This window comes from Massilia sp. UYP32 (assembly GCF_050434365.1).
Taxonomy (GTDB): Bacteria; Pseudomonadota; Gammaproteobacteria; order Burkholderiales; family Burkholderiaceae_D; genus Telluria; species Telluria timonae.
Map to the genome: position 1 here is coordinate 64,277 of NZ_JBNDIK010000020.1, position 24,365 is coordinate 88,641.

At 65.9% G+C, this 24,365-nt stretch carries 25 protein-coding genes; 12 read left to right on the top strand and 13 right to left on the bottom strand.

What is annotated here, in order from left to right:
• Positions 1-294 precede the first annotated feature (294 nt).
• A complete protein-coding gene (locus ABIB42_RS16715; RefSeq protein WP_005669600.1) occupies positions 295-2,427 on the top strand; it encodes a TonB-dependent receptor plug domain-containing protein in 2,133 nt (710 codons plus the stop codon).
• Positions 2,428-2,476: 49 nt separating this feature from the next.
• On the opposite strand, the gene ABIB42_RS16720 is transcribed toward ABIB42_RS16715, so the two are convergent.
• Entirely contained in the window at positions 2,477-3,412 is a 936-nt protein-coding gene (locus ABIB42_RS16720; RefSeq protein WP_429248669.1) for a methyltransferase, read from the bottom strand.
• A 148-nt stretch (positions 3,413-3,560) separates the two neighbouring features.
• Here ABIB42_RS16720 and ABIB42_RS16725 point away from each other — a divergent pair, with 148 nt between their 5' ends.
• The 5 genes from ABIB42_RS16725 (at position 3,561) to ABIB42_RS16745 (ending at position 8,630) form a co-directional block, all read left to right on the top strand.
• Positions 3,561-3,743, top strand: a complete 183-nt coding sequence (locus ABIB42_RS16725) for a hypothetical protein (RefSeq protein ID WP_273028423.1) — start codon at positions 3,561-3,563, stop codon at positions 3,741-3,743.
• 27 nt (positions 3,744-3,770) lie between these two features.
• The gene (ypfJ, locus tag ABIB42_RS16730) at positions 3,771-4,652 is read left to right on the top strand and encodes a KPN_02809 family neutral zinc metallopeptidase (protein WP_273163139.1); all 882 of its coding nucleotides are present in this window, start codon (positions 3,771-3,773) and stop codon (positions 4,650-4,652) included.
• A gap of 177 nt (positions 4,653-4,829) precedes the next feature.
• The gene (locus ABIB42_RS16735) at positions 4,830-6,014 is read left to right on the top strand and encodes a zinc-dependent alcohol dehydrogenase (protein ID WP_005669607.1); all 1,185 of its coding nucleotides are present in this window, start codon (positions 4,830-4,832) and stop codon (positions 6,012-6,014) included.
• A 27-nt stretch (positions 6,015-6,041) separates the two neighbouring features.
• Entirely contained in the window at positions 6,042-6,647 is a 606-nt protein-coding gene (locus tag ABIB42_RS16740) for a hypothetical protein (RefSeq protein WP_219863545.1), read from the top strand.
• 144 nt (positions 6,648-6,791) lie between these two features.
• Positions 6,792-8,630, top strand: coding sequence for a M4 family metallopeptidase (locus tag ABIB42_RS16745; RefSeq protein ID WP_313633954.1), 1,839 nt, complete (start codon positions 6,792-6,794; stop codon positions 8,628-8,630).
• On the opposite strand, the gene ABIB42_RS16750 is transcribed toward ABIB42_RS16745, so the two are convergent.
• The gene (locus ABIB42_RS16750) at positions 8,599-9,282 is read right to left on the bottom strand and encodes a M23 family metallopeptidase (RefSeq protein WP_218918220.1); all 684 of its coding nucleotides are present in this window, start codon (positions 9,280-9,282) and stop codon (positions 8,599-8,601) included. The genes ABIB42_RS16745 and ABIB42_RS16750 overlap by 32 nt on opposite strands.
• Positions 9,283-9,344: 62 nt before the next feature.
• Positions 9,345-10,382: a L,D-transpeptidase family protein gene (locus tag ABIB42_RS16755; RefSeq protein WP_429248670.1), complete on the bottom strand. Its 1,038-nt coding sequence runs from the start codon at positions 10,380-10,382 to the stop codon at positions 9,345-9,347.
• Between the two features lie 123 nt (positions 10,383-10,505).
• Between ABIB42_RS16755 and ABIB42_RS16760 the strand changes: the two genes are divergently transcribed.
• Complete coding sequence (locus tag ABIB42_RS16760) at positions 10,506-10,805, top strand: 2Fe-2S iron-sulfur cluster-binding protein (RefSeq protein ID WP_429248671.1); 300 nt, start codon at positions 10,506-10,508, stop codon at positions 10,803-10,805.
• A gap of 15 nt (positions 10,806-10,820) precedes the next feature.
• Here ABIB42_RS16760 and ABIB42_RS16765 read toward each other — a convergent pair whose 3' ends face one another.
• Complete coding sequence (locus ABIB42_RS16765; protein WP_429248686.1) at positions 10,821-11,852, bottom strand: GlxA family transcriptional regulator; 1,032 nt, start codon at positions 11,850-11,852, stop codon at positions 10,821-10,823.
• A 134-nt stretch (positions 11,853-11,986) separates the two neighbouring features.
• Here ABIB42_RS16765 and ABIB42_RS16770 point away from each other — a divergent pair, with 134 nt between their 5' ends.
• Entirely contained in the window at positions 11,987-13,093 is a 1,107-nt protein-coding gene (locus ABIB42_RS16770; RefSeq protein WP_005669617.1) for an S-(hydroxymethyl)glutathione dehydrogenase/class III alcohol dehydrogenase, read from the top strand.
• Positions 13,094-13,116: 23 nt separating this feature from the next.
• On the opposite strand, the gene ABIB42_RS16775 is transcribed toward ABIB42_RS16770, so the two are convergent.
• Both ABIB42_RS16775 and ABIB42_RS16780 read right to left on the bottom strand, forming a co-directional pair.
• Complete coding sequence (locus ABIB42_RS16775; RefSeq protein WP_005669619.1) at positions 13,117-14,124, bottom strand: Kelch repeat-containing protein; 1,008 nt, start codon at positions 14,122-14,124, stop codon at positions 13,117-13,119.
• A 20-nt stretch (positions 14,125-14,144) separates the two neighbouring features.
• A complete protein-coding gene (locus tag ABIB42_RS16780; protein WP_429248672.1) occupies positions 14,145-15,110 on the bottom strand; it encodes an alpha/beta hydrolase family protein in 966 nt (321 codons plus the stop codon).
• An 88-nt stretch (positions 15,111-15,198) separates the two neighbouring features.
• Between ABIB42_RS16780 and ABIB42_RS16785 the strand changes: the two genes are divergently transcribed.
• Entirely contained in the window at positions 15,199-15,387 is a 189-nt protein-coding gene (locus tag ABIB42_RS16785; protein ID WP_071363290.1) for a hypothetical protein, read from the top strand.
• Positions 15,388-15,544: 157 nt separating this feature from the next.
• Entirely contained in the window at positions 15,545-15,739 is a 195-nt protein-coding gene (locus tag ABIB42_RS16790) for a hypothetical protein (RefSeq protein WP_005669623.1), read from the top strand.
• A gap of 12 nt (positions 15,740-15,751) precedes the next feature.
• On the opposite strand, the gene ABIB42_RS16795 is transcribed toward ABIB42_RS16790, so the two are convergent.
• Positions 15,752-15,991, bottom strand: a complete 240-nt coding sequence (locus tag ABIB42_RS16795) for a hypothetical protein (protein WP_005669625.1) — start codon at positions 15,989-15,991, stop codon at positions 15,752-15,754.
• A gap of 185 nt (positions 15,992-16,176) precedes the next feature.
• Here ABIB42_RS16795 and ABIB42_RS16800 point away from each other — a divergent pair, with 185 nt between their 5' ends.
• Together ABIB42_RS16800 and ABIB42_RS16805 are read left to right on the top strand one after the other, a co-directional pair.
• The gene (locus tag ABIB42_RS16800; protein WP_218146021.1) at positions 16,177-16,317 is read left to right on the top strand and encodes a hypothetical protein; all 141 of its coding nucleotides are present in this window, start codon (positions 16,177-16,179) and stop codon (positions 16,315-16,317) included.
• Between the two features lie 59 nt (positions 16,318-16,376).
• Complete coding sequence (locus ABIB42_RS16805; protein WP_005669628.1) at positions 16,377-16,748, top strand: hypothetical protein; 372 nt, start codon at positions 16,377-16,379, stop codon at positions 16,746-16,748.
• Between the two features lie 22 nt (positions 16,749-16,770).
• On the opposite strand, the gene ABIB42_RS16810 is transcribed toward ABIB42_RS16805, so the two are convergent.
• The 6 genes from ABIB42_RS16810 to ABIB42_RS16835 form a co-directional block, all read right to left on the bottom strand.
• Positions 16,771-16,992 carry a hypothetical protein gene (locus ABIB42_RS16810; RefSeq protein ID WP_005669630.1) on the bottom strand — a complete coding sequence of 74 codons (222 nt, stop codon included), beginning with the start codon at positions 16,990-16,992 and terminating at the stop codon, positions 16,771-16,773.
• Positions 16,993-17,128: 136 nt separating this feature from the next.
• Positions 17,129-19,960 (bottom strand): bifunctional diguanylate cyclase/phosphodiesterase, encoded by a 2,832-nt coding sequence (locus ABIB42_RS16815; protein ID WP_429248673.1) that lies wholly within the window; start codon positions 19,958-19,960, stop codon positions 17,129-17,131.
• Positions 19,961-20,106: 146 nt separating this feature from the next.
• Entirely contained in the window at positions 20,107-20,883 is a 777-nt protein-coding gene (locus ABIB42_RS16820) for a transferase spermidine synthase (protein ID WP_429248674.1), read from the bottom strand.
• 48 nt (positions 20,884-20,931) lie between these two features.
• Positions 20,932-21,765: a lysylphosphatidylglycerol synthase transmembrane domain-containing protein gene (locus tag ABIB42_RS16825; RefSeq protein ID WP_429248675.1), complete on the bottom strand. Its 834-nt coding sequence runs from the start codon at positions 21,763-21,765 to the stop codon at positions 20,932-20,934.
• A 28-nt stretch (positions 21,766-21,793) separates the two neighbouring features.
• A complete protein-coding gene (locus tag ABIB42_RS16830) occupies positions 21,794-22,723 on the bottom strand; it encodes a glycosyltransferase family 2 protein (RefSeq protein WP_429248676.1) in 930 nt (309 codons plus the stop codon).
• Entirely contained in the window at positions 22,705-24,222 is a 1,518-nt protein-coding gene (locus ABIB42_RS16835) for a glycosyltransferase family 39 protein (protein WP_429248677.1), read from the bottom strand. Before ABIB42_RS16835 ends, ABIB42_RS16830 begins: the two co-directional genes overlap by 19 nt.
• Between the last annotated feature and the right edge of the window lie 143 nt (positions 24,223-24,365).

Here is a 24,365-nt window from a genome sequence, read left to right on the forward strand (position 1 = left end):
GTGGCTTTTTTCATTCCGGAACGTCACAGAGGAGTAGGGCGCCTGCGCGCCCTACGGGTGTCCCCAAGGGGGGAGATTCGAAGGGCATCGCGTACTCGCGATGCCGCGGCCTGCAGGATGTAGGCGAATCCCACCCTCTCCGCCAAGTAGCATGAAAACAGCCACCGCAAGGTGGCTTTTCCTTTTCTGGCCCGCGCATGCGTCGCGCATCGATGGTGTCGAACCACGGGAAGTTATAGACAATCTAATCTAGATCATTTAGTCTACGTCGGAAAGATAAGCGAGGTATCTGTAATGAGATGTCGGAGCGCCGTTTTTTCCCTGGGTATTCTGTCGGCGTTTGAAGCACATGCGGGACAAGGCGATTCGCCGACCAGTCAGGTGGCAACGGTTGCGGTTCGTGGCAGTGCCGATTCGGAGCGTCGCAATGAAACGACGACGCGCATCGTCGTGGACCGCGACGACCTGCTCAAATATGGGGATCGCACCGTGCTCGATGTGTTGAGGCGCCAGCCTGGCGTAACGGTCGTGAACAACGAGATACGGATGCGTGGCCTGGGCAGCGGCTATACCCAGGTGCTGATCAACGGCGATCGGCCTCCCGCCGGATTTTCATTGGACAGCCTGGCGCCGGGGTCGATTGCCAGGATCGAGATCATGCGCGCGGCAACGGCGGAATTCAGCACGCAGGCCATCGCGGGGACGATCAACGTGATCCTCAGGAGGGATGCCTCGAAAGCCAGCCGCGAGCTCATCGCCGGTTTCGGCGGCGCGGCCAGTGCCCGGTATCCCGGCTTGACCCTGAATGCGTCCGACAAGCTGGAAGAGTATGCGTACAGTGTCGGGGCCGGCATCAACCACAGCGATGTGGGCCAGGGCATGCATGAACGGGTCCGCGAGCGTCACCACGGCGCGGGCGCCGACCAGGTGCGCGCCACCGCTAGCCGCAACGATAACCGCTTTACCGGCCTGAACGCGAATGCACGCATCCAGTGGGATTCCGAGCGCGGCGACAAGTTGGCATGGCAAACGTTCGTCAACGCTTCGCGCTCCGCCGGCACGAGCCACCAGACGACGGTCGTCGAATCGGGTCCGCTTTATCCCTATCCTTTATTGCTGCTGGACTATGATGGAAAGAATGCCAGTATCCGGTCCGACCTGAACTGGGCCGGGGATCTGGGCGAGCGGGGCAAGCTCGACAGCAAGCTGGGGCTGTATCGCTCCCGTACGGAGCGCGGGATGTTCCGCCTGGGGCTCGCCGACAGCGCGCTGAGCGCGCTGGACCGGCGTTACGATACCGACGTCGCGGACCAGGGCGGCACATGGACGGGAAAGGTGTCGGCGGACTGGGCCGACAAGCACGCGATCGCCTTCGGCTGGGACGCGGGGTACAGCCGGTACCAGGAACACGAAGTCCAGCGCGAAGCCCTCGCGTCGACCGCGTCTTCCCCGGTCAATTTTGACAATACCTATCACGCCAGGATTTCCCGGCTGGCCTTGTACGTGCAGGACGAGTGGGATGTCGCTCCCGGTTGGTCGATTTACCTGGGCATGCGCTGGGAAGCGCTGGAAACCCGGACCGGTGGCGACGCCGAAGGCGTCGAGCGCCGTTCCAGCGTGTTCAGTCCATTGGTCCAGACCGTATGGAAGATCCCGGGCAGTCACAACGATCAGATCCGGCTTGCGCTGACGCGGACCTATAAGGCCCCGGAACTGCGGCAGCTGATCCCACGCCATTTTTATACCTCGTACAATTCCGCCGTGTCGCCGGACCAGACCGGCAATCCGCAGCTGGAACCGGAACTCGCCACCGGCGTCGATGCGGCCTTCGAGCATTACTGGACGAACAAGGCGATGGCATCGGTGAGCGCCGGCCTGCGCAAGGTAACAGGCTTGATCAGGAATGCGATCAGGTATGACGGCGAGCGCTGGCTCGCATATCCGGAGAATTCCGGCGAGGCCACGGTGCGCACGCTGGAGCTCGAAGCCAAAGTGCCGCTCACCGCGCTGTTCGCCGCGGCGCCGCCAATCGACCTGCGCGCCAATATCGCACGCAACTGGTCACGGGTCGATGCCGTGCCAGGGCCGGACAACCGCCTCGACCGCCAACCGAGATGGTCCGCCAATCTCGGCGCCGACTACAAACGCGACGCCATCACCGTCGGCGCAACCTTATCGATGGTGGCGGGCGGCTGGACCCGGCTGTCGCACGAAGAATCCAGCTTCGTCTCGCAACGACGCGATCTGCAAGCGTATGCCTTGTACCAGCTCGACGCCGGACGCCAGGTGCGATTCTCGCTCTTCAATGTTCTCAGGAACGATAGCGAGCGCGCCGACGCCTATGCCGACCCTGGACGCGCGCTCGAAAGCCGGATCTTCGTCGAAGGCTATCTCGGCTGGCGTGTGCAGTATGAGCAGAAATTCTGAACCAGATTCCTCCCGATACCTGAATCATCGGTCCAGCATCCCGCGCCGCTCAGCGCTTGACCGCGTGCAGCCACACCGCCGCGATCCGTTCCACGTCCTCGTAGCCCGGTTCGCCCAGCTGGCCGCCGAAGATGTCCGGATCGAGTTCCTCGTAGGTCCAGGTGTCGCATTGCGCTTCCAGGGTCGGGCGCAGGCTTTCCAGGAAGTGGTCGCGCTGGCCGCACAGGGCCACGCCGGTGTAGAGCATCAGGCTGCCGCCGCGGCGCAGGCGTCCCAGGCCCTGTTCGGCGATGCGGCGCGACAGTTCGGCGCCGAGTTCGCCGCCGCCATGGCGGTAGCGGCGCGCATCCGGATCGACCACGAAGGGCGGGTTCGACACCACCAGGTCGAAGTCGCCCTGCAGGCCGTCGAACAGGTCGCACTGGGCCAGCGCCAGGTTGGAAGCTCCGTTCAGGCGGGCGTTGACCATCGCCAGCTCGAGCGCCTTCGGGTTGATGTCGGCGCCGATCACTTCGGCGTGCGGGAATGTGCGGGCGATGGTGAGCGCGCCGGCGCCGCCGCCGCAGCCGATGTCCACTGCGCGCTCCGGCCCGGCGCCGACGAAGGCGAAGCCGCGCCGCATGGCGTTCACGAAGCGGTAGGTGTCGGGGCCGAAGAACACGGCGTCGTCGTCGCGCGTGGGCCAGGCCGAGTGGAACAGCAGCATGTCGTCCAGGGTCGACAGCCGGATCTGCGAACGCAGTCCATCTTCCGTTTCTTCCAGCACGCCGGCCTCCACCATCAGCGCGAGCACGCTGGCCGGCAGCAGCTCCCGGTCGAACGGCCGGCTCCAGCCGAACACGCCGCGCAGGTCGTGCGCGCGCTCGTTGCCGGGACGGTTGTTGATGCGGCGATGGGTCGAGGGCGTGACCGTCATGAAGCGGTAACCGGCCTGGCGCAGGGCCGTGCCGAGGGCGAGGAGGGCGTTGGCGTTGGATGAGTTCATTGCGCCAGCGTGGCACAGGCGCCATGGCCCGCTCCGTGCGCGCACGCACGCAGGATGTGTTCGTGCGCGGGCTCGATTTGGTGCATTATGTGATCAACCGGGGCAGCCAAAAAAATCGACCGGATAACTCGATAACGAGAGAGAGATCATGACGAGCATGGAACTGGACGAAGTCCCGCGCAGCCGCATGGCGCGCGAGATCGCACGCGAGCGCCGCGAGCGTGCGCTGCACGACGAGTTGCGCGCCGGAGTGGGCGCGCTGGATGACCTGCGCGGCAAGGACGCGCGCGAGCGCGCCGATACCTGCAACCTCAGGCGCGGCGGTAACTGAGCGGCAAACACGACACAAGGAGAATCGATGCGTTGGGAAGGCGACCGTGAAAGCGACAATGTAGAAGACCGGCGTGGCGATGGCGGCGGCGGGGGTGGCGGTTTCGGCTTCGGAGGCCGCTCGATCGGCATCGGCACCATCGTCGTCGCCGTGGTCGCCTCCTATTTCCTGGGTGTCTCGCCGGCCACCATCCTTGGACTGCTGTCGGGCGGTGCGCCGCCGCAGCAGCAGGCGCAGGTGGAGCAGCCGCGCGCCGAGCGTGCCGACGATCGCGAGACACGCTTCGTGCGCACCACGCTGGCCTATACCGAGGATGCCTGGGCCCAGCTGTTCAGCGAACAGGGCGCGCAGTACACGCCGGCCCGACTGGTGCTGTTCGAAGGCCGCACCAGCACCGCCTGCGGCACCGGCGAAAGCGCGACCGGCCCATTCTATTGCCCGGCCGATGGCAGGGTGTATATCGACCTGGGCTTCTTCCGCACCATGCAGCAACGCTTCAACGTCGAGGGCGAATTCGCCCAGGCTTATGTGATCGCGCACGAAGTCGGCCACCACGCGCAGAACCTGCTGGGCATTTCCAATAAGGTGCATGCGGCCCAGCAGCGGGCCAGCGAAACCCAGGGCAATGCCCTGTCGGTGCGCCTGGAATTGCAGGCCGACTGCTTCGCCGGCGTGTGGGCCAACCGCACCAACCAGCGCGAGAAAATCCTGGAGCAGGGCGACGTCGAGACGGCCCTGAACGCGGCCAGCGCCATCGGCGACGACGCCTTGCAGAAGCAGGCGCGTGGCGTCGTGGTGCCCGATTCGTTTACCCACGGCAGCTCGGCCCAGCGGGTGCGCTGGTTCCAGCGTGGCCTGGAAAGCGGGCAGGTGGCGTCCTGCAATACATTTGATGCCAAAAGTCTATAATTGGCATCGATTTGTTGCCAATTTTAAATAATTCACTGATTTTATTCGATAAAATTACGTAAAATTTGCGTTCGTTTCCGTGCGCCTATCGCAATTCGTGACGTTTTGACATAAGTTTGTGTCACATCAACTCGTATCCATACGAGCCGCGACCAACCGAATTGTGAAGGAGTACTCATGCTGGCAATGAACTACCGCGGGCCATACCGGGTCCGCGCCGATCACAAGCCCGATCCCGTCATCGAGCATCCCGGCGACGCCATCGTGCGCGTCACCCGGGCCTGCATCTGCGGCTCGGACCTGCACCTGTACCACGGCCTGGTGCCCGACACCCGCGTCGGCCACACCTTCGGCCATGAGTTCATCGGCGTGGTCGAAGAGGTCGGGTCGAGCGTGCAGCACCTGAAGGTCGGCGACAAGGTCCTGGTGCCGTTCAACCTGTTTTGTGGCTCCTGCTTCTTTTGCCAGCACGAGTTGTTCGGCAATTGCCACAACACGAATGCGCAAGCCACGGCGGTGGGCGGCATCTATGGCTACTCGCACACGGCGGGCGGCTACGACGGCGGCCAGGCCGAATACGTGCGGGTGCCGATGGCCGACGTCGGCCCGATGGTGATTCCCGACGATATCCATGACGATGACGCCGTCCTGATGACCGACGCGCTGCCCACCGGCTACCAGGCGGCCGAGATGGGCGACATCAAGGAGGGCGACACCGTGGTCGTGTTCGGCGCCGGGCCGGTCGGCATCTTCGCCGCCAAGTCGGCCTGGCTGATGGGGGCGGGACGGGTGATCGTGGTCGACCACGTGGAGTACCGTCTCGAATTCGTCAAGCGCTACGCCCAGTGCGAGGTCGTGAACTTCAGGGAAGTGAAGGACATGGCGCTGCACATCAAGAAGATGACCGACTGGATGGGCGCCGACGTTTGCATCGACGCGGTCGGCTGCGAAGCGGCCGGCAACACCATGCAGACCATCACCGGCGTCTACACGATGATGCAGGCCGGCGCCGCCACCGTGCTGCACTGGTGCATCAACTCGGTGCGCAAGGGCGGCAACGTCTCGATCGTCGGCGTGTATGGCCCGACCTTCAACGCGGTCCCGATCGGCAATGCGCTGAACAAGGGCTTGACCCTGCGCATGAACCAGGCCAGCGTGCGGCGCCACCTGCCGCGCCTGATCGAGCACATCCGCGCCGGCCGCATCGATCCGAAACAGATCATCACCCACCGGATTCCGCTGGAAGAAGTATCGGATGCCTATCACATCTTCTCGAGCAAGCTGGACGAGTGCATCAAGACTGTCCTGATCCCGCCGCGCGCCAACGAAGTGCGCGCCGTCAAGGCCAGCGCCGGCCATTGAGCGCGGCAATCGATCATAGGAGAAACCATGGAAACACGACACGATATCGTTGCCGCCAACGACCAGCACGACGGCCACCACGCCCCGGGCGAACATGACGGCGAAGGCCATGTGGGCCACGTGCACGGCGCCATCGCGCCGCGCCGTCCCACCCGCGAGCAACTGCAGCACATCCAGGGCTGGGGCGCCGACCTCGACCGCAAGAACCGGCCCGCCGTGCCGATGGAGCGCACCCCGCCGCGCTTCATCCACATCCCCGACGGCGATCCGGTGCCGCAGGAGCAGCATGTGGAGGTGCTGGTCTCGACCGAGCGTCCCGGCCGTACGCCGCTGTTCGGCTCGGCGCAACCGCCATCCGGCCTGTCGGGCGCGATCCGGCGCCTGGCCTTCAAGAGCACCGAGAACGACCTGCGCCACTGGCTGTTGCTGCTGCTGGCCGACCGCGTCAACGTGGTCGAGGGCATCGGCGACGACCTGGCCAAGGGCAAGGTGCCGAACATCCTGGCCGAGATGGGCATCAAGTCCGAGCTCAAGCACAATCCGGCCGGGCTGGTGAAGAAAGTGGCGATCGGCGCGGCCGTGATCGGCGCCGCCTGCTACCTGATGAAACGGCGCGACGGTCGCTATCGCTGACCCGGCCTGTCTGGCCGCACGCCATGACCGCGTTGTCAACATTGACAACGCGGTCATTGTTTTTGAGCAAACCAACCTTTACGAGCTCGTCCATCATGGTCGATGACCGGCGCCCCCCGGCCCGGCTTACCGGATGGAGACGAGATGATCCCGCAACCGCTTCTCAAGGCAGCCCTGCTGGCGGCTGCCGTCCTGTTCGCGCCCGCGTTCGTGCCCGCGCTTGTGCCCGCTGCGCTGGCCGCGCCGATGATGGGGCCGCCGCTCAAGCTGGACAGCAAGGCCCAGGCCCAGGTCGTCAACCAGCTGGTGGCGCGCCGGCCTGCGGTCGGCCTCGACGCCGACCACGGCTACAAGGTGATGGCCCAGCACCCGGGCGTGCAGGGCACCCATGTGGTGCGCGCCGCCCACCTGTACAAGGGTCTCAGGATTTTCGGTTCCGAGTCGGTGGTGGTGCTCGACGCGCGCCGCCAGATCGTGTCCGAGAGCGCCTCGCCACGGCGCCTGCACCTGGGCCGCGGCGCCGCCAACCGCATGCAAGGCGCCACCGGCGGCTTCAATATCAAGCCCACCATCAACCGCAAGGCCGCGATCGCCGTCGCGCTGCGCGACATGCCGGACGGCGTCGTCAACGTGGTGGCGCCGACCGCCGAACTGCTGATCTATCCGATGATGCGCGACGAACGCGCGCCCGGCGCCGAGGGCAAGCTCGAGTCCGAGCTGAACGCGGTCGACCTGGTGGAGACGGTGGACCGCTACGAGCTGGCCTGGCTGGTGCGGCTGCGTATGCGCAGCGGTGAACAACCCTTGTACTACGACGTCGTCGTCAACGCGCGCGACGGCGAGATCATCGACCGCTGGAACATGCTGCAGACCGTCGAGGGCATCGGTAACAGCCAGTACAACGGCCAGGTTCCGCTCAGCACCACCTTCGCCAACAATGTCTACCAGATGCTCGACCCCGAGCGCGGCAAGGGCGGGTCGTTCGGCGCGATGGCGATCACCAACGCCAACCACGGCACCTCGAGCGGCCGGGTGTACACCAACACCGTCAACACCTGGGGCGACGGCAAGCAGTTCGTCGAGGGCGGCAGCACCACGGGACCGAACGGCCAGACGGCCGCCGTCAACGCCATGTGGGGCCTGAAGAACACCTATGACATGCACAAGAACGTGCTGGGCTGGCTGGCGCTGGACGGCCAGGACACGGCCACCCACATCGCGGTGCACGTCAACCGCGGCTACGACAACGCCTATTACAGCGATACCTGCCGCTGCATGTTCATCGGCGACGGCACGTTCTTCACGAACCTGGGGTCGATCGATGTGGTCGGCCACGAGATGGGCCACGGCATCACGGCCGCCACCTCGAACCTGGTGTACTCGGGCGAGCCGGGTGGCCTGAACGAATCGAGTTCGGACATCGCGGGCGAGGTGGTCGAAGCCTATGCGCGCGGCGGCGGCGCCGGCGACGTGATCCCCGACACCGGCAATGACTGGATGCTGGGCAGCGAGATCAGCCGCACCGGCACGCCACTGCGCTGGATGATCAAGCCGAGCAAGGACGGCAATAGTCACGACGCCTGGAGCACGGGCCTGCGCCGGCTGGACGTCCATTACAGCAGCGGCCCGAACAACCGCATGTTCTATTTCCTGGCGAAGGGCTCGAGCGCGGACAACGCCAACGATGCCTGGAGCCGCTTCCTGGTCAAGCAGCCGCTGGCGATGACGGGCATCGGCATCGACAAGGCCTTCCGTATCTGGTTCCGCGCCAACACGACCAAGTTCACGTCCAGCACCAACTACGCCGACGCGCGCGCCAAGATGATCGAGGCGGCCGGCGAGCTGTATGGCGCAGGCGGACGCGAGGCGATCGCGGTGCAGCGCGCCTATGCCGCGATCAATGTGGGGGCGGACGTCGACGAGCCGGTGCCCGAGCCGTCGAGAGCCCCGGCTACTGGTCGGACATTAGTGGAAACGGATTGAGCGGCGTGCCTTTCCACCACTGCTTCTCGGGCGTCAGCGCGACGACGGCGAAGTGCAGGTGCGGCGCGGCTGGATCGGCATTGCCGGTCGCGCCGACATAGCCGACGATGTCGCCGCGCTTGACGTCCATGCCTTCCTTGATATTGTCGGCGTAGCGGTCGAGGTGGGCGTAGTAATAGGCATACTGCTCGCTCGGATCGAACTGGTAGACCGTCAGGCCGCCCGGTTTGCTCTGGAACAGCTTGACCACCTTGCCGTCGGCCGCCGCGCGCACCGGCGTGCCGGTCGGCGCCATGATGTCGAGCGCTTCGTGCTGGCGCTGCTCGCCACGCGGCTGGTCATACGTGTCGGTCAGCTGGTTCGACGCGATGCCCTGGACCGGCACCAGCAGCTTGCCGGGAACGGTGGCCGGGGCCATGGGCGCGGCGCCGTCGGCGTGTTCCGGACGCAGCGGCAGGTCGGCCTCGAGCAGGTTCGGTTCGACCACCGGCGCGGGCGGCAGCTGGCCCTCGATCTGCGCCGCAGGCACGCCGCCCGGGTTCGAGCTCGGGGGCGCGGTGGCGACGACCTCCGGCGCCGGCGAGCCTGAATCGTCGCTCAGCAGCACGAACAACACCCCGGCGCCCAACAGCGCGCCAACGATCAGGGTCATCAACCATTTCATCGCGTCCTCCGTCCGGCGCCTCCCGCGCCGCTGGTTTGTTGATATGAAGATTATTTGACGAGTTCGACGTCGGTGTCTTCGCCGACCACGGCGCCCACTTCCGCGGCGCTCCAGTTGGTCAGGCGGATGCAGCCATGCGACTCGGTCTTGCCCACGTGGCCCGGCACCGGGGTGCCGTGGATGCCGTAGTGCGGCTTGGACAGGTCGATCCACATCACGCCGACCGGGTTGTTCGGGCCAGGCTTGATCTGGGTCTTGCTGTCGCCAGGCTTGGCGTCCCAGAACAGTTTCGGGTTGTAGTTGTAGACCGGGTTGGCATGCACGCCATTGATCTTCCAGTTGCCGATCGGCAGTGGATCGCGCTTGCTGCCGGTCGACACCGGATACTGGGCCAGCAACTGGCCGCCGGCGTCATACAACTGCAGGGTCTTGGTCGAATCGCGCACCACGACCTTCGCTGCCGGCGCCAGCGGCTGCTTGCCGCTCACATGCGGCACCATGATGCGTTCGCCTGCCTGCGCCAGGGACTTGCCCGGGTTCAGGCGCTGCAGCAGGGCCGGGCTGGCATGGAATTTTTCGCCCAGGCCTTCGAGCGCCGTGGCGTAGCCGAGCGCGGGCAGTTTGGCCTTGCCCATCATGGTGTCCGGGATCGGCTGGAAGGGGCCGGCCACGTCTTCCGCGGCGATCGTGTATTCGGCCAGGGTCGGGCTGGGGTCGGCGTTCAGCGCGTTCCAGGTGGCTTCGTCGAGCTTGCCGGTGACCGGAAGATTGCGCTGGGCCTGGAAGGTGTTCAGGGCCTGGCGCATGTTCGAGCCATAGGCGCCGTCGATCTCGCCCGGCGACAGGTACTGGCGCTCGAGCAGCACCTGGGCCCGCAGCAGGCGTTCGAATTCTGCCTGTTCGGCGATGGCGGGATCCTGGACCGCGCCGGCCGGCGCAGGCGCGGCCTGCATGGGCGTGCCCGGTGCGGCTTGCTGCTGCAGCGGCTGCTGGACAGGAGCTGGCTGGCCAACCGGCTGCTGCGCGAAGGCATGAGGGAAAACGCCTCCAAGGGCGGCGATCAGGGTCAGTGCGGTGGCTTTCTTCATACGGTCTCCTGCAATATGCTTCTGGAAACCTTAGCGTAATGACATGAATCAAGCGGGTCTGTGCGTGAACGAACTCTTCAATCTTGTCCAGTTTGTTCCATCAGGCGCTACAATCCATGCACCATGCCGACCAGTCATACCGTCATCCTCGAACCCCTCGGCGCCGGCTTTTCCGCACAGGAAGACACGACCCTGCTGCAAGCGCTGGAGACGGCCGGGTTCGATGCCCCCAGTTCTTGCCGCAACGGCACTTGCCGCACCTGCATCTGCCGCCTGCGGGAAGGGACGGTGGCCTGCACCATCGAGTGGCCCGGCCTGTCGTTCGACGAGAAGAGGGAAGGGTATATTTTGCCTTGTGTGGCGCTGGCGCGCAGCGATTTGGTGGTCGATCTGCCGCTGGCGCGGCGGGTTCGGTTCGACTGACGCGCCAGGCGGCGCTCATGCGGCGCTGTCGAGTCCGGTCGTTGCAAAGCGTTCGCGGTACAGCTTCGGGGTAATGCCCAGCTTCTTCATGAACACCCGCCGCATATGCGCCTCGTCGCTGAAGCAGGCGCGCGCCGCCACCGTCTTCAAGGGCAGCGCAATGTCGGCCAGCAGGTGGGTGGCCCGTTCGAAGCGGCTGGCCTCGATGAATTCCTGGGCGCTCAGGCCCACCTCTTGCTGGAACACGCGGGCGAAGTGGCGCTCGCTCATCATCGCCCTGGCGGCCAGCTGCGCCGTCGTGAAGCGTTCGTGCAGATTGTCCAGGATCCAGTTCTGCAATTCGCGGATGTTCGGGCGCGCGGTGCGTTCGCTCCTGAGGTAGGAGCTGAATTGCGACTGGCCGCCGGGACGCTTCAGGTAGACCACCATTTCGGTGGCCACCTCGAGCGCCAGGTCGCGGCCGAAATCTTCCTCGACCAGGGCCAGCGCCAGGTCCATGCCGGCGGTGACGCCGGCCGAGGTCCACAGCTTGCCGTCGCGGATGAAGATCGCGTCGGCCTCGACCGCGATGGCGGGGTGAAACGCCTGCAGGCGCTCGGCCACGCTCCAGTGGGTGGTGGCGCGCTTGCCGTCGAGTACTCCGGCGGCGGCGAGAAAGAAGGCGCCCGAACAGAGCGAGGCCAGACGTTCGATGCGGGGGCAGGCCGCCGCCACCCAGTCGACGATCGCGGCGCCGTCCGCCAGGGCCGCCTCGATGTGGCGGGCGCCGACCACGATCGCGCTGTGGGGCAGGGACAGCGTGTTCAATACCTTGGTCGCCTCGAGCGACATCAGGGTGTCCGACGGCACCGGGCCGAGACGGTATGAGGCAATGCGCACGTCGTAGCCGGGCGGCCGCTGACGGCGTGCGAGATGCAGGTTGGCGTACTCGAACACCGACATCGGCCCGATCGCCTCCATTGCCTTGAAGCCGGGGTAGACCACGATGTCGACGGTCCGGGTGCGCTCCGCGATGGCGTCGGTGGCGGGTGGGGGCGTGCTGGTCATGCGCCATTGTCGCCGCAGCCAGCGGCAAAATCCAGTCTTCATGCGGCAAAATCCTGCCATTCTCGCGTCCTGCGGTCCAGGGCGCGGGTCCGGGCGCGCATACTGTCGGCCAATCAAATCAAACGAGGATCACCATGAAAACCAAAGCAGCCGTCGCATGGCAGGCGGGCCAGCCGCTGACGATCGAGGAAGTGGACCTGCAAGGCCCGCGCGCAGGCGAGGTGCTGGTCGAGCTGAAGGCCACCGGCATCTGCCACACCGATTACTACACGCTGTCGGGCGCCGATCCGGAAGGCCTGTTCCCGGCGATCCTGGGCCACGAGGGCGCCGGCGTCGTGGTCGACGTCGGCCCGGGCGTGACCACCCTCAGGAAGGACGACCACGTCATCCCGCTGTACACGCCGGAGTGCCGCCAGTGCAAATTCTGCCTGTCGCGCAAGACCAATCTGTGCCAGGCGATCCGCTCGACCCAGGGGCGCGGCCTGATGCCCGATGCCACCTCGCGCTTTTCGCTGGACGGCAAGCCGCTGTTCCACTACATGGGCACGTCGACCTTCTCGAACTACATCGTGGTGCCCGAGATTGCGCTGGCGAAGATCCGCAGCGACGCGCCGTTCGACAAGGTCTGCTACATCGGCTGCGGCGTCACCACCGGCGTCGGCGCGGTGCTGTTCTCGGCCAAGGTGGAGGCCGGGGCCAACGTGGTCGTGTTCGGGCTCGGCGGCATCGGCCTGAACGTGATCCAGGCCGCGAAGATGGTTGGCGCCGACAAGATCATCGGCGTCGACATCAACCCGGCGCGCGAAGCCATGGCCCGCAAGTTCGGCATGACCGATTTCATCAATCCGAACGAGGTCGCGAACGTGGTCGACCACATCGTGCAACTGACCGACGGCGGCGCCGACTACAGCTTCGAGTGCGTCGGCAACACCACGCTGATGCGCCAGGCGCTCGAATGCACCCATAAAGGCTGGGGCCAGTCCTTCATCATCGGCGTGGCCGCCGCCGGCCAGGAAATCGCGACCCGGCCGTTCCAGCTGGTGACCGGGCGCGAGTGGAAGGGCTCGGCCTTCGGCGGCGCGCGCGGACGCACCGACGTGCCGAAGATCGTCGACTGGTACATGGAGGGCAAGCTCAATATCGACGACCTGATCACGCACCGCCTGCCGCTCGAACGCATCAACGAAGGCTTCGACCTGATGAAGAGCGGCGAATCGATCCGCTCGGTGGTGCTCTACTGACGAATGGCCGAATAGCGCCCGGCTTACCGGGCCGGCAGCGCGAGCGCTTCGTGCGCGGCGCTGGCCGCGACCCCGACCTTCTCGCCGCCGCCCATCAGGTAGACGCGGTTGCCGACCACTGCCGCGCCGTGTCCATGGCGCGGCGTCGGCATGGCCGGCAGCGCCGACCAGCGGTCCAGTGCCGGGTCGTATACCCAGGATTCGGCGAACACCTTGGCTTGCGGGACGAACTGCTCGCCGCCGAACACATACAGCTTTCCGTCATGGGCGGCCGCCGCCAGGCCGCCCTGGGCCAGCGGCATGGGCGCGCGGGTCTCCCAGCGATCGCGGGCCGGGTCATACACTTCCAGCGTCGCCACGTTGACCGGACGCGACCTGCCGTCGGCCTGCTCGACCATCTGCCGTCCGCCCACGACGTAGATCTTGTCGCCGATCGCGGCGCCGGCCGCGCTGTTGCGCGCGCTGGGGGCGTCCGCGATGCGCGACCAGCGGCCCGAGCGTGGGTCCAGGACCTCGGCGCGGTTGGTGTCGGCGTGTTCGCTGATGTGCTTCGCATCGGGGCTGGTCGGCATGCGTCCGCCGATGAAGTAGATCTTGCCGCCGCTCGTTGCCACCACGCCTTCGGCCCGGGGCTGCGGTAGGGCGGGGCCGTTCGACCAGCGGTCGGACTTCGGGTCGTAGATGAAGACCGAGGCGTGGGCGCGCCAGTCGGGAATCGCGCCGGAGAAGCCGCCGATGCCGTAGATCTTGCCGCCGGCCGCGGCCAGGGCGATGTGGTGGCGGCCTTCGGGCAGCGGCGCCAGCCTGGTCCAGCGATCCGCTCCCGCGTCATAGGCTTCGAAGAGGTCGGTGAAGCCCGGCGCCGCGCTCAGGATGCCGCCGGCCACGTAGACCTTGTCGTCCAGCACGGTCGGATAGATTTCCTGGCGCGCCAGCGAGGCGTCGGCCACGCGCGACCAGGACTGCGCCAGCGCAGCAGCAGAAGTGGCGAGCAAGCTCATCGCCAGCAGCGCCGGCACGATCGGTTTCAAGATGGAGACTCCTTCGTGTTTCATTGAATGCCCAGCGCCTGTTCGATCACCCGCAGCACGTGCGGCCAGGCGGGCGAGGTCGCGGCCACTTCGTCGTAGTGGCTGGCGTCCGGCAGGATCACGACCTCGGCCGCGTCGCCGGCGGCCTTTGCGCGCGCCGCGTAGTCGTGGGCCACCCGTGGCGGCGAGATCGTGTCGAGCGCCCCGGTCACGAGCCAGGTGCGGCTGCCGTTGGGCATCAGGTCGGCGGCGTTGGTGTCGACCAGCACGTCCGGCCGTTCGGGACTCGGCGTGCCGGCCAGTTGCGCGATGTCGCGATCGCAGCTGGACTTGATCAGCGCCGCTTCATGGCGCAGGTCGGCCAGGCCGCCCAGGCTGACGATGCGGTCGACCTTCAGGCCATCGGGGTGGTAGAGGGGGCTGCCGGCCGGGATGCGCGCCCGGCCCGCGATCCACTGCACCAGCTGGCCGCCGGCCGAATGGCCCACGGCGACGATGCGTTCCAGGTCGAGCTTGTGCGCCGCCGCATTGGCCGCGAGCAGGTCGAGCGCCGCATGCATGTCGAGGTACATGCCGGGATAGCCGCCGCCTTCCTCGTCCACGCGCCGGTATTCGACGTTCCAGACGGCGATGCCGCGCGCGGCCAGGGCGCCGGCCATATTGCGGAACTGGCGGATGCCGCCGAACTTGCTGGTCCAGCAGCCGCCATGCACCAGCACCGCCACCGGGAACGGCCCCGCGCCCTGCGGCACGAACAGTTCGGCATATTGCGAGGGGGCGGGGCCATAGGCGAGCCTGGCGGTGGGGGCGGGGCCGGTCAGGGCCAGGTATTCATCGAGTTTCATTGGACTGAGATGCGTTGGCGCGGCGTGGGCGTTCAAAAGCGCGCCGAACAGGAGGGCAGGAAGCAGGCTGGACAGGCGCATGGGCAGGATGACAATGACAGGGCAGCCGCCACTATAGCCGAGTTGCAGCGCGTGGAACATGGCGGCATGGGCCGCCCAATCGAAAATCCCGGCGCCGGGATACGTGCTAGGCTGGTGTCGACTTCATCCACTGATCGGGAGGGGAAACATGAGCAACTCCAAGTCGAGCGGCGCCCAGAACAAGCAGTCGGGCGCACCGGGCAACCTGTCCGAGGAAGACCAGGCCAAACAGCGCGCCGGCAAGTCGGACAAGAGCAGCCACAATGCCAAGTCGCGCATCAAGGCCGGCACCGGCGAAGGCGCCGGCGGCGGCGCCAAGCAGAAGGCCAGGCGCTGAGAGAAGTGATGAGTGGTTTTGCCGGTGGTGCGCCACCGGCGCGGCGGGCGCCTGCCCGCCGCGGTAACAGGCAACAGCAGGCAACAACGTTGCCTTCCATGTCCTCGCGCGCCAGCATCCAGGCAAGTCCGGCGCGCGTCCAACCTGAGAGGCCCATATGAGCGAACTGCAATCGTTTGAATCCTGGCGCGAGCGCGTCAGCCAGCACTTCCATTCCACGCCCGACCCGGAATTTCCCGGCGAACCGCCGGCGCCGCCCGCGCCGCCGCCGGTGCCGGACGACGTTCCCGACCCGGTCAATGCCCCGGTCGAGGAACCGCGCCTGCCCGAACCGCCGATCCGGGCACACTAGTCGGCCTGGAACTCAGACTCCGGGCGTTCCCTGGCGGTTGCCTTCCGGCGCACCGCCGCCTTCTTTGTCTTCCTTGTCGCCGTGCTGCGCGCCTTCGTCGGCCTGCCGGTTCGATGGCAATGGAGGAATTCCGCGAATCATTTCATCGGTTTCGTGCTGCCCCGGAGAACGTTCGCCGCTACCGATGTCCGCTTCGTCGTACATCGCGCGGCCCTTGTTCTTGGGATCGATACTGGGCGTCGGGTCGTTCATGCTGTGCTCCGCTAAAGTTGTCAATGTCGTACGATCCTAACAGGCCGCCCGCAGTCCCGGCGCGCGGCAGGACGGCGCATGCGGTGTTGCTTTTTCGTCGTCCGTGACGCGGGTGTGCTCGCTGTCACATAGCGGCAACAATGCGGTTTCTATAATGAGCTTGTAACAATAAAAAGCAGGAGGAGATGATGGGTTCGACCTTGTACAACAAGATTTACCTGGGCCGCCGCCCGCTGCTGGATTCCACCCACGCCCGGCTGGCGCTGCTGCTCGGGGTGATTGCCGGCGCCGGGATCGGCTGGTACGCGCTGCGTTCGCTGCGCTGAAGGTTGCCGCCATGGGCCGAGGCGCGTACCATGCGCCCTTTGCTTAATTGAATGCGGTAATGAAAAACGAAAAGCTGACGACGGACGAATACGATGCGCTGGAACTGGTGCGCCGTGGTGGCAAGCAGAACCTGGCGACGGCCTGCGTCGGGCGCAACACCAAGCGCCTGTGCGGCATCAAGCTGATGTCCTTCGGCCGCGACAAGCGGCTGGCGCTCACCGACAAAGGCGAAGAAGTGCTGTTCCTGCGCCGCTGCGTGCTGGGCCTGCGCGCGCTCGCCGCCGACCCGATGGCGGCGGTCGACGAAGACGTGCTGCGCTTCCTGGGCCGCAAATCGCACATCCTGCCGCTCGAGGCGGGCGGCCATGCGCTCAGCGAGCGCGGCCGCGAATCGCTGGCCGACATCGACCAGCAGGAAGAACGCCGCTGATACCCAGCGGTGGCGCCGGCGGCTAGCTGGCGCGGCGCAGCTTCGGATAGACCAGCGCCCGCACCGCCACCTCGGCCGGCACGTTCATCGTGGCCAGGAATTCCGCTGCGCGCGCCAGGCCGAGCGTCGGGATCGACGCCACCGCCTGGTTCACCAGGTCGCGCGTTCGGTCGTCCACGCGCTGTCTGCGGCCCGCCTGCACGCCGGACGCGCTTGCCGCGTCAGGCGTTTCGTTGATCATCATGGTCGTACTCCGTCAATGCAATATAAGCACGGTGATTGTACGTCTACCGATCATCAAATGGCTATGGAAATGTTTTCGAGAAGACAATTCTCATGCTTGCCGGATAGGGGCGTTGCGGCGCCGCCTCAGCGTCGATTTAAACGGGCAATGATGCTTCCTGCTCGAGCTGCGGCGCCGGCAGCGCGCGGCGCTGGCGCAGCAACTGCTCGAAGTCATCGGCTGGCAGCGGCTTGCTGAAGTAATAGCCCTGCATTTCGTCGCAGCCGTGGCTGCGCAGGTAGTCGAGCTGTTCCGCCGTTTCCACGCCCTCGGCGATCACCGCCAGCTTCAGGTTGTGGGCCAGGGCGATGATCGAGGTCACGATCGCGGCGTCGTTGGCGTCATGCGTGATGTCGGCCACGAAGGAACGGTCGATCTTGAGCACGTCGATCGGGAAGCGCGACAGGTAGGAGAAGCTCGAGTAGCCGGTGCCGAAGTCGTCGATGGACAGGTTTACCCCGAGCGCCTTCATCCGGTGCAGCAGCTCCACCGCCGGCGTGACGTCGCTCATGAACAGGCTTTCGGTCAGCTCGATCTCGAGGCAGGCCGGGTCCAGCCCGGTGTCGTACAGGGCCGACTCCAGGCTTTCCAGCAGGTCGGGGGCGCCGAACTGGCGCGCCGACAGGTTCACCGCCACCCGCAGGCGCGGCAAGCCGGCATCCTGCCAGGCCTTGTTCTGGGCGCAGGCGGTGCGCATCACCCAGGCCCCGATCTGGACGATCAGGCCGGTCTCCTCGGCCACGCCGACGAAGCGGCCCGGCGGCACCATGCCCAGCTCCGGATGGTTCCAGCGGATCAGCGCTTCCATGCCCACGATCTGGCCGCTCTTGAGGTCGACCTGCGGCTGGTAGTGCAGCACGAACTCATCGCGTTCCAGTGCATTCCTCAGCGCGCTTTCGATGCGCACCCGCTCCAGCGATTCCTCGTTCATGGCCGGGGTATAGAACTGGAAGTTGTTGCGGCCCAGCTTCTTGGCGCGGTACATGGCGATGTCGGCATGTTCGATCAGGTTCTCGCTCGACGTGCCTTCGCTTGGATACACCGCCACGCCGATCGAGCAGGTGACGAAGAATTCCTTGTTGCCGAGCATGACCGGCTGCGCCACCGCATCCATCACCCGCTGCACGATGGCCGGATTGAGCGGCTCGTCGGCATGTTCGCCCAGGATGGCCACGAATTCGTCGCCCGACAGGCGCGCCACGGTGTCGGCATCGCGCAGCGACGAGCGCAGGCGCGCCGCCACCGTCACCAGCAGCACGTCGCCGGCCTTGTGGCCCATGCTGTCGTTGACGAACTTGAAGCGGTCGAGGTCGATCAGCATCACCCATACCGGACGGCCGCTGCGGTTGGCGTAGGCGAGCGCCTGGCCCAGGCGGTCCTGCAGCAGCGAGCGGTTGGGCAGGCCGGTCAGCACGTCGTGCTGGGCCACGTGGTGCACGCGCTGCTCGGTGAGCTTGCGTTCGGTGATGTCGCTGCCGGTGCCGCGGTAGCCCTGCAGCGCGCCCTGGTCGTCGAAGATCGGCTGGCCGTTGACCAAGAACCAGCGCGTGTCGCCGCGATCGTCGACGATCTGGTATTCGAGATTCGTGAATGCCTCGTGGGCCTGCATCCTGACCAGGTGCTCGCGCCCGCCCTCGCTGTCGAGCAGGCCCGGCACGTATTCCCAGCGCGTCTTGCCGAGCAGGCCCTCGACCGCGACGCCCGATTTCTCGGTGAAGCCGCCGGTGATCATCGTGAAGCGGAAATCCTTGTCCTGTTCCCAGTACCAGTCGGACGACATCGCGACCAGCTGGCGGAAGCGCTGTTCGCTTTGCAGCAGCGCCTTCTCGGCGCGCTCGCGCGCGGCCATGTCCTCGATCAGGCGGCGGTTGCTGCGGCGCAGGTCCGAGGTGCGCTGGCGCACCAGTTGCTGGACCTTGCGCGCGCGCATCCCCGCCGACTGGACGAAGGCGGTGCCGAGCAGCGTCACCAGGATGCCGCCCACCAGCAGCGCCACAGAAGCCATGTGGTCGGCCAGGAAGGGGCGCGGCGCGGCGGCCACCTCGACCCGCCATGGACGCCCGCCGGCGCGCAGCACGGTGGCGCTGGCGCCGTGGTCCGGCCGCAGCCAGCTGGCGAGCGCCGGGCGCGCCCGGGGCGTGGTGGGACCGGTCGACAGCAGCAGCGCCGCCGGATCGGCCTGTTCGCCGGCATACACCGATACGAAGATGTCGTCCCGCTCCAGCAGGCCGGCCCCGAGCAGCGACTCGTGCACCAGCTGCTTGCCCCGGACGACGGCCGCGGTATTGCCGAGCAGCTCGCCGCGCTTGCCGAACACCGGCATGACCAGGTCGAAGGCGACGGTCCCGGTCCGCACCAGCGTGAACAGGCTGGTCGCGGTGGGCTGGCCGCTGTTCTTCGCCCCGTCGAGCGCGGTCATGAGGGACGCATCGCGGCTCAGGTCCAGGCCGAAGGCGCCTTCGTTGCCCTGCATCGGCTCGACGTACTCGATCACGTGGTAGCGGCCGCGCGGGAGCGCCGGCGCCAGGCCGCCCGGTGTTTTTTCGGTCAGGACGGCGCCCGGCCGCACGCGCTGCAGTTCGGCCTCGACCGCCGCGCGCTCGTCGGCCCGCACCACCCGGTGGTAATGGAAGGCCTGGATGAACTGGTGCCGCTCCAGCAGGCGCGCGGTGAAGTCGGCGAAGCGTTCGCGGCTGACCGGCTCGCCGTTCGAGAACAGCTGGTTGGTCACCGCCAGCACTTCGATCGCCCCATTCATCCCCTGGCGCACCGCCGCCACCCGCTCGTCGGCGCGCTGGGCGAAGGCGAGCGCCATATTGTCGTATTCGAGGTGGCTGACGCCCACGAACAGGCCGAGGGAAGCCGCCAGGCCGCCCCCCAGGGTGAGGGCCGCCGCGAGTGTCAGTGAACGGATCGGTCGGCGCGGCATCGGGTCGTGTTCCTGGACTATGGTCTGACGATGTAGGTGGATTGAAGGAAAACTGCTTGCTGGTAGGCATTAATCCGCGCAAGTGTGTCATAAACGCGATGGGCTCGCAAACAAATCCTATCGTGCGAGACAATTCGGCCACACGTTCACGCCCGGCGCCGCGCCAGCCAGGCCACCAGCAGGCGCGCCAGCAAGCGGTTGCTCCAGCCCAGGCCGCAGCCTTCCTTGCGCGCCATCCGGGCCAGCAGGCGCTCGCCGCGGCCCGGAGTCACGCCCGGGTGGCCGGGGCGCAGCGCGAACAGGATCCGGTTATTGCCGGCGATGCGCGCGAACCAGGCCAGGCGGCCGTCAAAGGCGGCGCGCAGCCGCTGCAGCGTGCTCGCATACTGGGGATCGTAGGTAAAGATGTTCGCCACCAGCACGCCGCCCGGTTGCAGGGCGCGCCGGCAGGCGCCATAGAAGGCGCTGCTTGCCAGGTCGGACGGCAGGCCCTGGGTGTCGAAGCCGTCGACCAGCAGCACGTCGCAGCAGAGCGGCATGCGCGCCAGGTAGTCGGCCGCGTCGCAATGCAAGACATGCAGGCGCGCGTCGTCGGGCGGCAGGCAGAACTGGTCGCGCAGGGCGATCACGTCATCCCGGATCTCGAGCACGGTGATGCGGGCGCGCGGAAAATAGCGGTGGCAAAACTTGGCCAGCGAGCCGCCGCCCAGGCCGACCATCACGATATGGCGCGGGTCGGGCACGAACAGCGCGAAGCACATCATGGCGCGCGTGTATTCCAGCACCAGCGCGTCGGGCCGCGAGACCAGCATCTCGCTCTGGACGTCGCCGGGGGTGAACTCGAGGGTGCGGCGGTCGCCCTCGGTGCGCACCAGGGGCGGGCGGGTGTCGTCAGCGGCGGGGCGGTCGAGGGGAGCGGGCATGGAAGCAGTATATGCGAGCGGTGCGACTCGCCGGCGCAGTGTGAGGTGTCAGCTGCGCGCGTAGGTTTCCCAACTCCCTGGAAGCAACGCCGCCCCGATCAGCGACGATCCTGCGGTAATCAGAAAGAACACGATTGCGGCCAGCACCCCGACCTCCGATCCCAGGCCGAGCAGGCGCAGCCCATAAACAAACGTCAGCTCGCGCATGCCAAGGCCGCCAATGGTGACGGGCAGGACTGCGGCGATCGAAGATGCGAGGAACACAGCCAGATACTGCGGATACTGGCCGAGAGGCACGCCTAATCCGGCAATGATGGCCGCCATGCAGGCAAGTTGGAGGATCTGGACGACGAGAGCGCCGCAACAGGCGCAGAAAATCCCGGGCCACCGCATCTTCAACCAGCAACGGTGGGCCAGGACCAGGGCCACGAAGATCGTCAGGCAGCCAGCCACCCAGGCGTGCACCGCGTGACTCAGCCAGCCGAGACCAAGGAATGGCACGAAAGCACAGCCAAGGAGCAGAAGGGCCAGCAGGCCGCTGAAACGGTCGAACAACGTGATCCCGACCAGCACTTTTCCGGATGCCGCGCCCTGACGGCGCAATACCAATATCTTGTATCCGTCGCCGCCGATGCCGCCAGGCAGCGCAAGATTAAGGTACATGCCGGCGTAATACAGCTTCAGGTTATCGATTTCGCCGATACGCAGTCCAACGTGGCGCTGGTAGATGTTGAGCCGCAAAGCGCCGGCAATCTTCGACAGGTTGAACAACAGGACGCCAAGCAGCAGTCCGGCCAGGACAGGCCCTGTCAGCGACAGATGCCGGTACTGGGTCATGTCAAGCTGCCGCAATACCAATCCTGCCAGGATCGCAGTAATCATGCACTGCAGTGCGAGCTTTTGGCGGCCACTAAACACAAATCTCTTTCTTGATCGTATAGGGCTTTTTCTTCTGCGATTCGTAATAAGTCCGCATCACCAGGTCGGCAACGAAGCCGGTCGTGATCAGCTGGATGCCGGCCACCGTGAGCAGCACGCCCAATATCAGCAGTGGCCGGCCGCCGATGGATTCCCCCATCAGCTTCTGCAGCAGCAGCCAGAGGTTGACCAGGCAGCCCGCCAACAACAGGAACAGGCCGGCGCCGCCGAAAAAATGCATCGGGCGCTGGCCATACTTCTTGAGGAACAGCATCAGCAGCAGATCGCTGGCGACTTTGAGGGTGCGACCGATGCCATATTTCGACACACCCGCGTGTCGCGCGTGGTGGCGCACCTCCATCTCGGTCATGCGGGCGCCGTACATGCTCGCCAGTACCGGCATGTAGCGATGCAGCTCACCGTACAGGCTCAGGCCCCTGGCGACGTCTGCCTTCAACAGCTTCAGCGTGCAGCCATAGTCGCGGATGAACACACCTGTCGAGTGGCGGATGAGCCAATTCGCAATCTTGCTCGGGACCTTGCGCAGCAAAAAGCCATCCTTGCGCCTGGTGCGGATACCGGCAACCACGTCCCAGTTCTCCAGCGCCAATTTTTCCATCATCAGCGGTATGTCGCAGGGATCATTCTGCAGATCGCCGTCGAGCATGACGATCAATTCGCCGCGCGCTGCATCGATGCCGGCAGCCATCGCTGTCGTCTGCCCGTAATTGCGGTTGAAAACCAGGATCCGGGTGTTGGGCCGCGCGACACGCTCGATTTCACCGATCGTGTCGTCGTGCGAGCCGTCGTCGACGAAAATCACCTCATGCTCGATGCCGGACAGGGCGGCGGCAATGCAATCCACGAGGGGCGCGATGTTACCCTGTTCGTTCATTACCGGAATCACGACTGACAGCAGCATGTTTTGCCCTCCACGTTGAGATGGACATAGTCGAAGGTCATGCTTCCCTTGCCCCCGAAACGGTAGCCGAGACGGATCCGGCCCTGCTCCGTGACCTGGGCTTGCGGGCAGGCCAGGCGGAAACGGTCAAGCCAACCAGTCTTTGCGTCCTCGTCCATGACCAGCAGCACCTGCCCGGCAAGTCGCTCTTCGCTACGGATGGCGTGCTCCAGCAGCAGCGTCCGCAGGCGGGGCTGTTCAAAATGAAGATTCCCGGCGATGAGCGTTCCTTCGGTCACCACCGTGGTCGTCGCCGGAAAACGGCGCACGAGTTCCGAGGCCAGCTCCGGATAGGGGTGATGCGGTGGGGCGACCTTGCCAAGCGCCGGTCCGAACCAGGTGCGCATCGGCAGCAGTATCAGAACGAGCAAGCCGACCGCGACGACGACCGGGCGAAGGCGTTCGAACGCGGCCTGTCGCGACAACCTGGGCGCGACGGCAAACAATGCCAGCGGCAGCGAGAACAGCAGCGGCATCATCCATCGATCCTTGATCTTCCCGACCTCGCCTGTGAAGACAATCGCGACCAGCAGCGCGAAAAAGCTGGCGTACAGGCAGAGGAAAAAGCGACTTTCCGGCGCGCGGACATCGAATGCGATCTGCTTGCGCAGGCGGCGCAAGGCGAATAGGTAGACGAGCACCGGCAGCACCGCGAATGCCAGGACTGCCGACAACAGGCTTGCCAGCCCGGCGCCAACGTTGTTCAGGTAGCCGGCTTTTCCAGTGCCTTCCGCCAGCTTGCGCACCGTACCGGCGGCCGCGGCGTCCAGGTTCTGCATCAACCACGCGCCATGTGGCAGGAACACCAGGAACGCCGCCCCCGCCGCGATCACGACTTTGCGGTTCCAGAGGACGTCCCGATGCTCGCGCACGAGGAGGCTGGCACAGACAAGTCCGGCCAAGAAAATGCCGAAGTTGTATTTCGTCTGCAGGCCGAGTCCGACCAGCAGGCCGAACAAGGCGTAGCGTCCTGCATCAGGTTTACGCAGCACGGCGAAATAACACCACAGCGTGGCGCAGGCGATGCTGGTCAGGAGCACGGAGTGGGTCAGGTCGCGCAGCGATTCCCAGCCTATCTGCGGGAAAAGCACGAGCGAGGCGGCGGCGGCCAGCGCGCCATGGACGCCGATCAGCGGCCGCGCCGCCCGGTACATGCCGAGGTACAGGGCAAGGAGGATCAGCACCTTGAGCAGTGCCAGCGCAAAGAGGTTCAGACCGAACATCGAGAATGCCAGCCACTGCAACCATGCGTACAGCGGCGGCTGGGTTCCGTAACCGAGCTGCAGTCGCTGCGTAAGGTACACGATCTCGGCCTCGTCCCGCTCCAGCGAGTCAGTGACCGTCATCTGGATCAATAGGTGCGCAGCAAAGTAGGCTAACAGTGCAGCGAGAAGATGGCCTTGTTCGCCGCGAATCGTTGGCGCCGCGTCACGGGCATCAATCCGGATTCCTTCTGTCATGGTCGTCCTCGACGCTGATATGCTCAGAATTGCGTGTTCCAAGCGATTGCAGCAGCGAACGCCGAGGTGAGGGACGCGAACGATCAAACATCGACCGGATTGAAGGCGCTTGAGAAGATCGAGGATGCACAAGCCGTCGCCTG

Excerpts from the sequence above, each read along its gene's own strand:
- ABIB42_RS16790 (WP_005669623.1), top strand. The coding sequence starts at position 15,545 with ATGAGCGAACTGCAATCGTTTGAATCCTGGCGCGAGCGCGTCAGCCAG.
- ABIB42_RS16745 (WP_313633954.1), top strand. The coding sequence starts at position 6,792 with ATGATCCCGCAACCGCTTCTCAAGGCAGCCCTGCTGGCGGCTGCCGTC.
- ABIB42_RS16715 (WP_005669600.1), top strand. The coding sequence starts at position 295 with ATGAGATGTCGGAGCGCCGTTTTTTCCCTGGGTATTCTGTCGGCGTTT.
- ABIB42_RS16740 (WP_219863545.1), top strand. The coding sequence starts at position 6,042 with ATGGAAACACGACACGATATCGTTGCCGCCAACGACCAGCACGACGGC.
- ABIB42_RS16835 (WP_429248677.1), bottom strand. The coding sequence starts at position 24,222 with ATGACAGAAGGAATCCGGATTGATGCCCGTGACGCGGCGCCAACGATT.
- ABIB42_RS16785 (WP_071363290.1), top strand. The coding sequence starts at position 15,199 with ATGAGCAACTCCAAGTCGAGCGGCGCCCAGAACAAGCAGTCGGGCGCA.
- ABIB42_RS16725 (WP_273028423.1), top strand. The coding sequence starts at position 3,561 with ATGACGAGCATGGAACTGGACGAAGTCCCGCGCAGCCGCATGGCGCGC.
- ABIB42_RS16760 (WP_429248671.1), top strand. The coding sequence starts at position 10,506 with ATGCCGACCAGTCATACCGTCATCCTCGAACCCCTCGGCGCCGGCTTT.
- ABIB42_RS16810 (WP_005669630.1), bottom strand. The coding sequence starts at position 16,992 with ATGATGATCAACGAAACGCCTGACGCGGCAAGCGCGTCCGGCGTGCAG.
- ABIB42_RS16755 (WP_429248670.1), bottom strand. The coding sequence starts at position 10,382 with ATGAAGAAAGCCACCGCACTGACCCTGATCGCCGCCCTTGGAGGCGTT.
- ABIB42_RS16795 (WP_005669625.1), bottom strand. The coding sequence starts at position 15,991 with ATGAACGACCCGACGCCCAGTATCGATCCCAAGAACAAGGGCCGCGCG.
- ABIB42_RS16770 (WP_005669617.1), top strand. The coding sequence starts at position 11,987 with ATGAAAACCAAAGCAGCCGTCGCATGGCAGGCGGGCCAGCCGCTGACG.
- ABIB42_RS16720 (WP_429248669.1), bottom strand. The coding sequence starts at position 3,412 with ATGAACTCATCCAACGCCAACGCCCTCCTCGCCCTCGGCACGGCCCTG.
- ypfJ (WP_273163139.1), top strand. The coding sequence starts at position 3,771 with ATGCGTTGGGAAGGCGACCGTGAAAGCGACAATGTAGAAGACCGGCGT.
- ABIB42_RS16820 (WP_429248674.1), bottom strand. The coding sequence starts at position 20,883 with ATGCCCGCTCCCCTCGACCGCCCCGCCGCTGACGACACCCGCCCGCCC.
- ABIB42_RS16815 (WP_429248673.1), bottom strand. The coding sequence starts at position 19,960 with ATGCCGCGCCGACCGATCCGTTCACTGACACTCGCGGCGGCCCTCACC.
- ABIB42_RS16825 (WP_429248675.1), bottom strand. The coding sequence starts at position 21,765 with ATGATTACTGCGATCCTGGCAGGATTGGTATTGCGGCAGCTTGACATG.
- ABIB42_RS16800 (WP_218146021.1), top strand. The coding sequence starts at position 16,177 with ATGATGGGTTCGACCTTGTACAACAAGATTTACCTGGGCCGCCGCCCG.
- ABIB42_RS16830 (WP_429248676.1), bottom strand. The coding sequence starts at position 22,723 with ATGCTGCTGTCAGTCGTGATTCCGGTAATGAACGAACAGGGTAACATC.
- ABIB42_RS16765 (WP_429248686.1), bottom strand. The coding sequence starts at position 11,852 with ATGACCAGCACGCCCCCACCCGCCACCGACGCCATCGCGGAGCGCACC.
- ABIB42_RS16805 (WP_005669628.1), top strand. The coding sequence starts at position 16,377 with ATGAAAAACGAAAAGCTGACGACGGACGAATACGATGCGCTGGAACTG.
- ABIB42_RS16780 (WP_429248672.1), bottom strand. The coding sequence starts at position 15,110 with ATGTTCCACGCGCTGCAACTCGGCTATAGTGGCGGCTGCCCTGTCATT.
- ABIB42_RS16750 (WP_218918220.1), bottom strand. The coding sequence starts at position 9,282 with ATGACCCTGATCGTTGGCGCGCTGTTGGGCGCCGGGGTGTTGTTCGTG.
- ABIB42_RS16735 (WP_005669607.1), top strand. The coding sequence starts at position 4,830 with ATGCTGGCAATGAACTACCGCGGGCCATACCGGGTCCGCGCCGATCAC.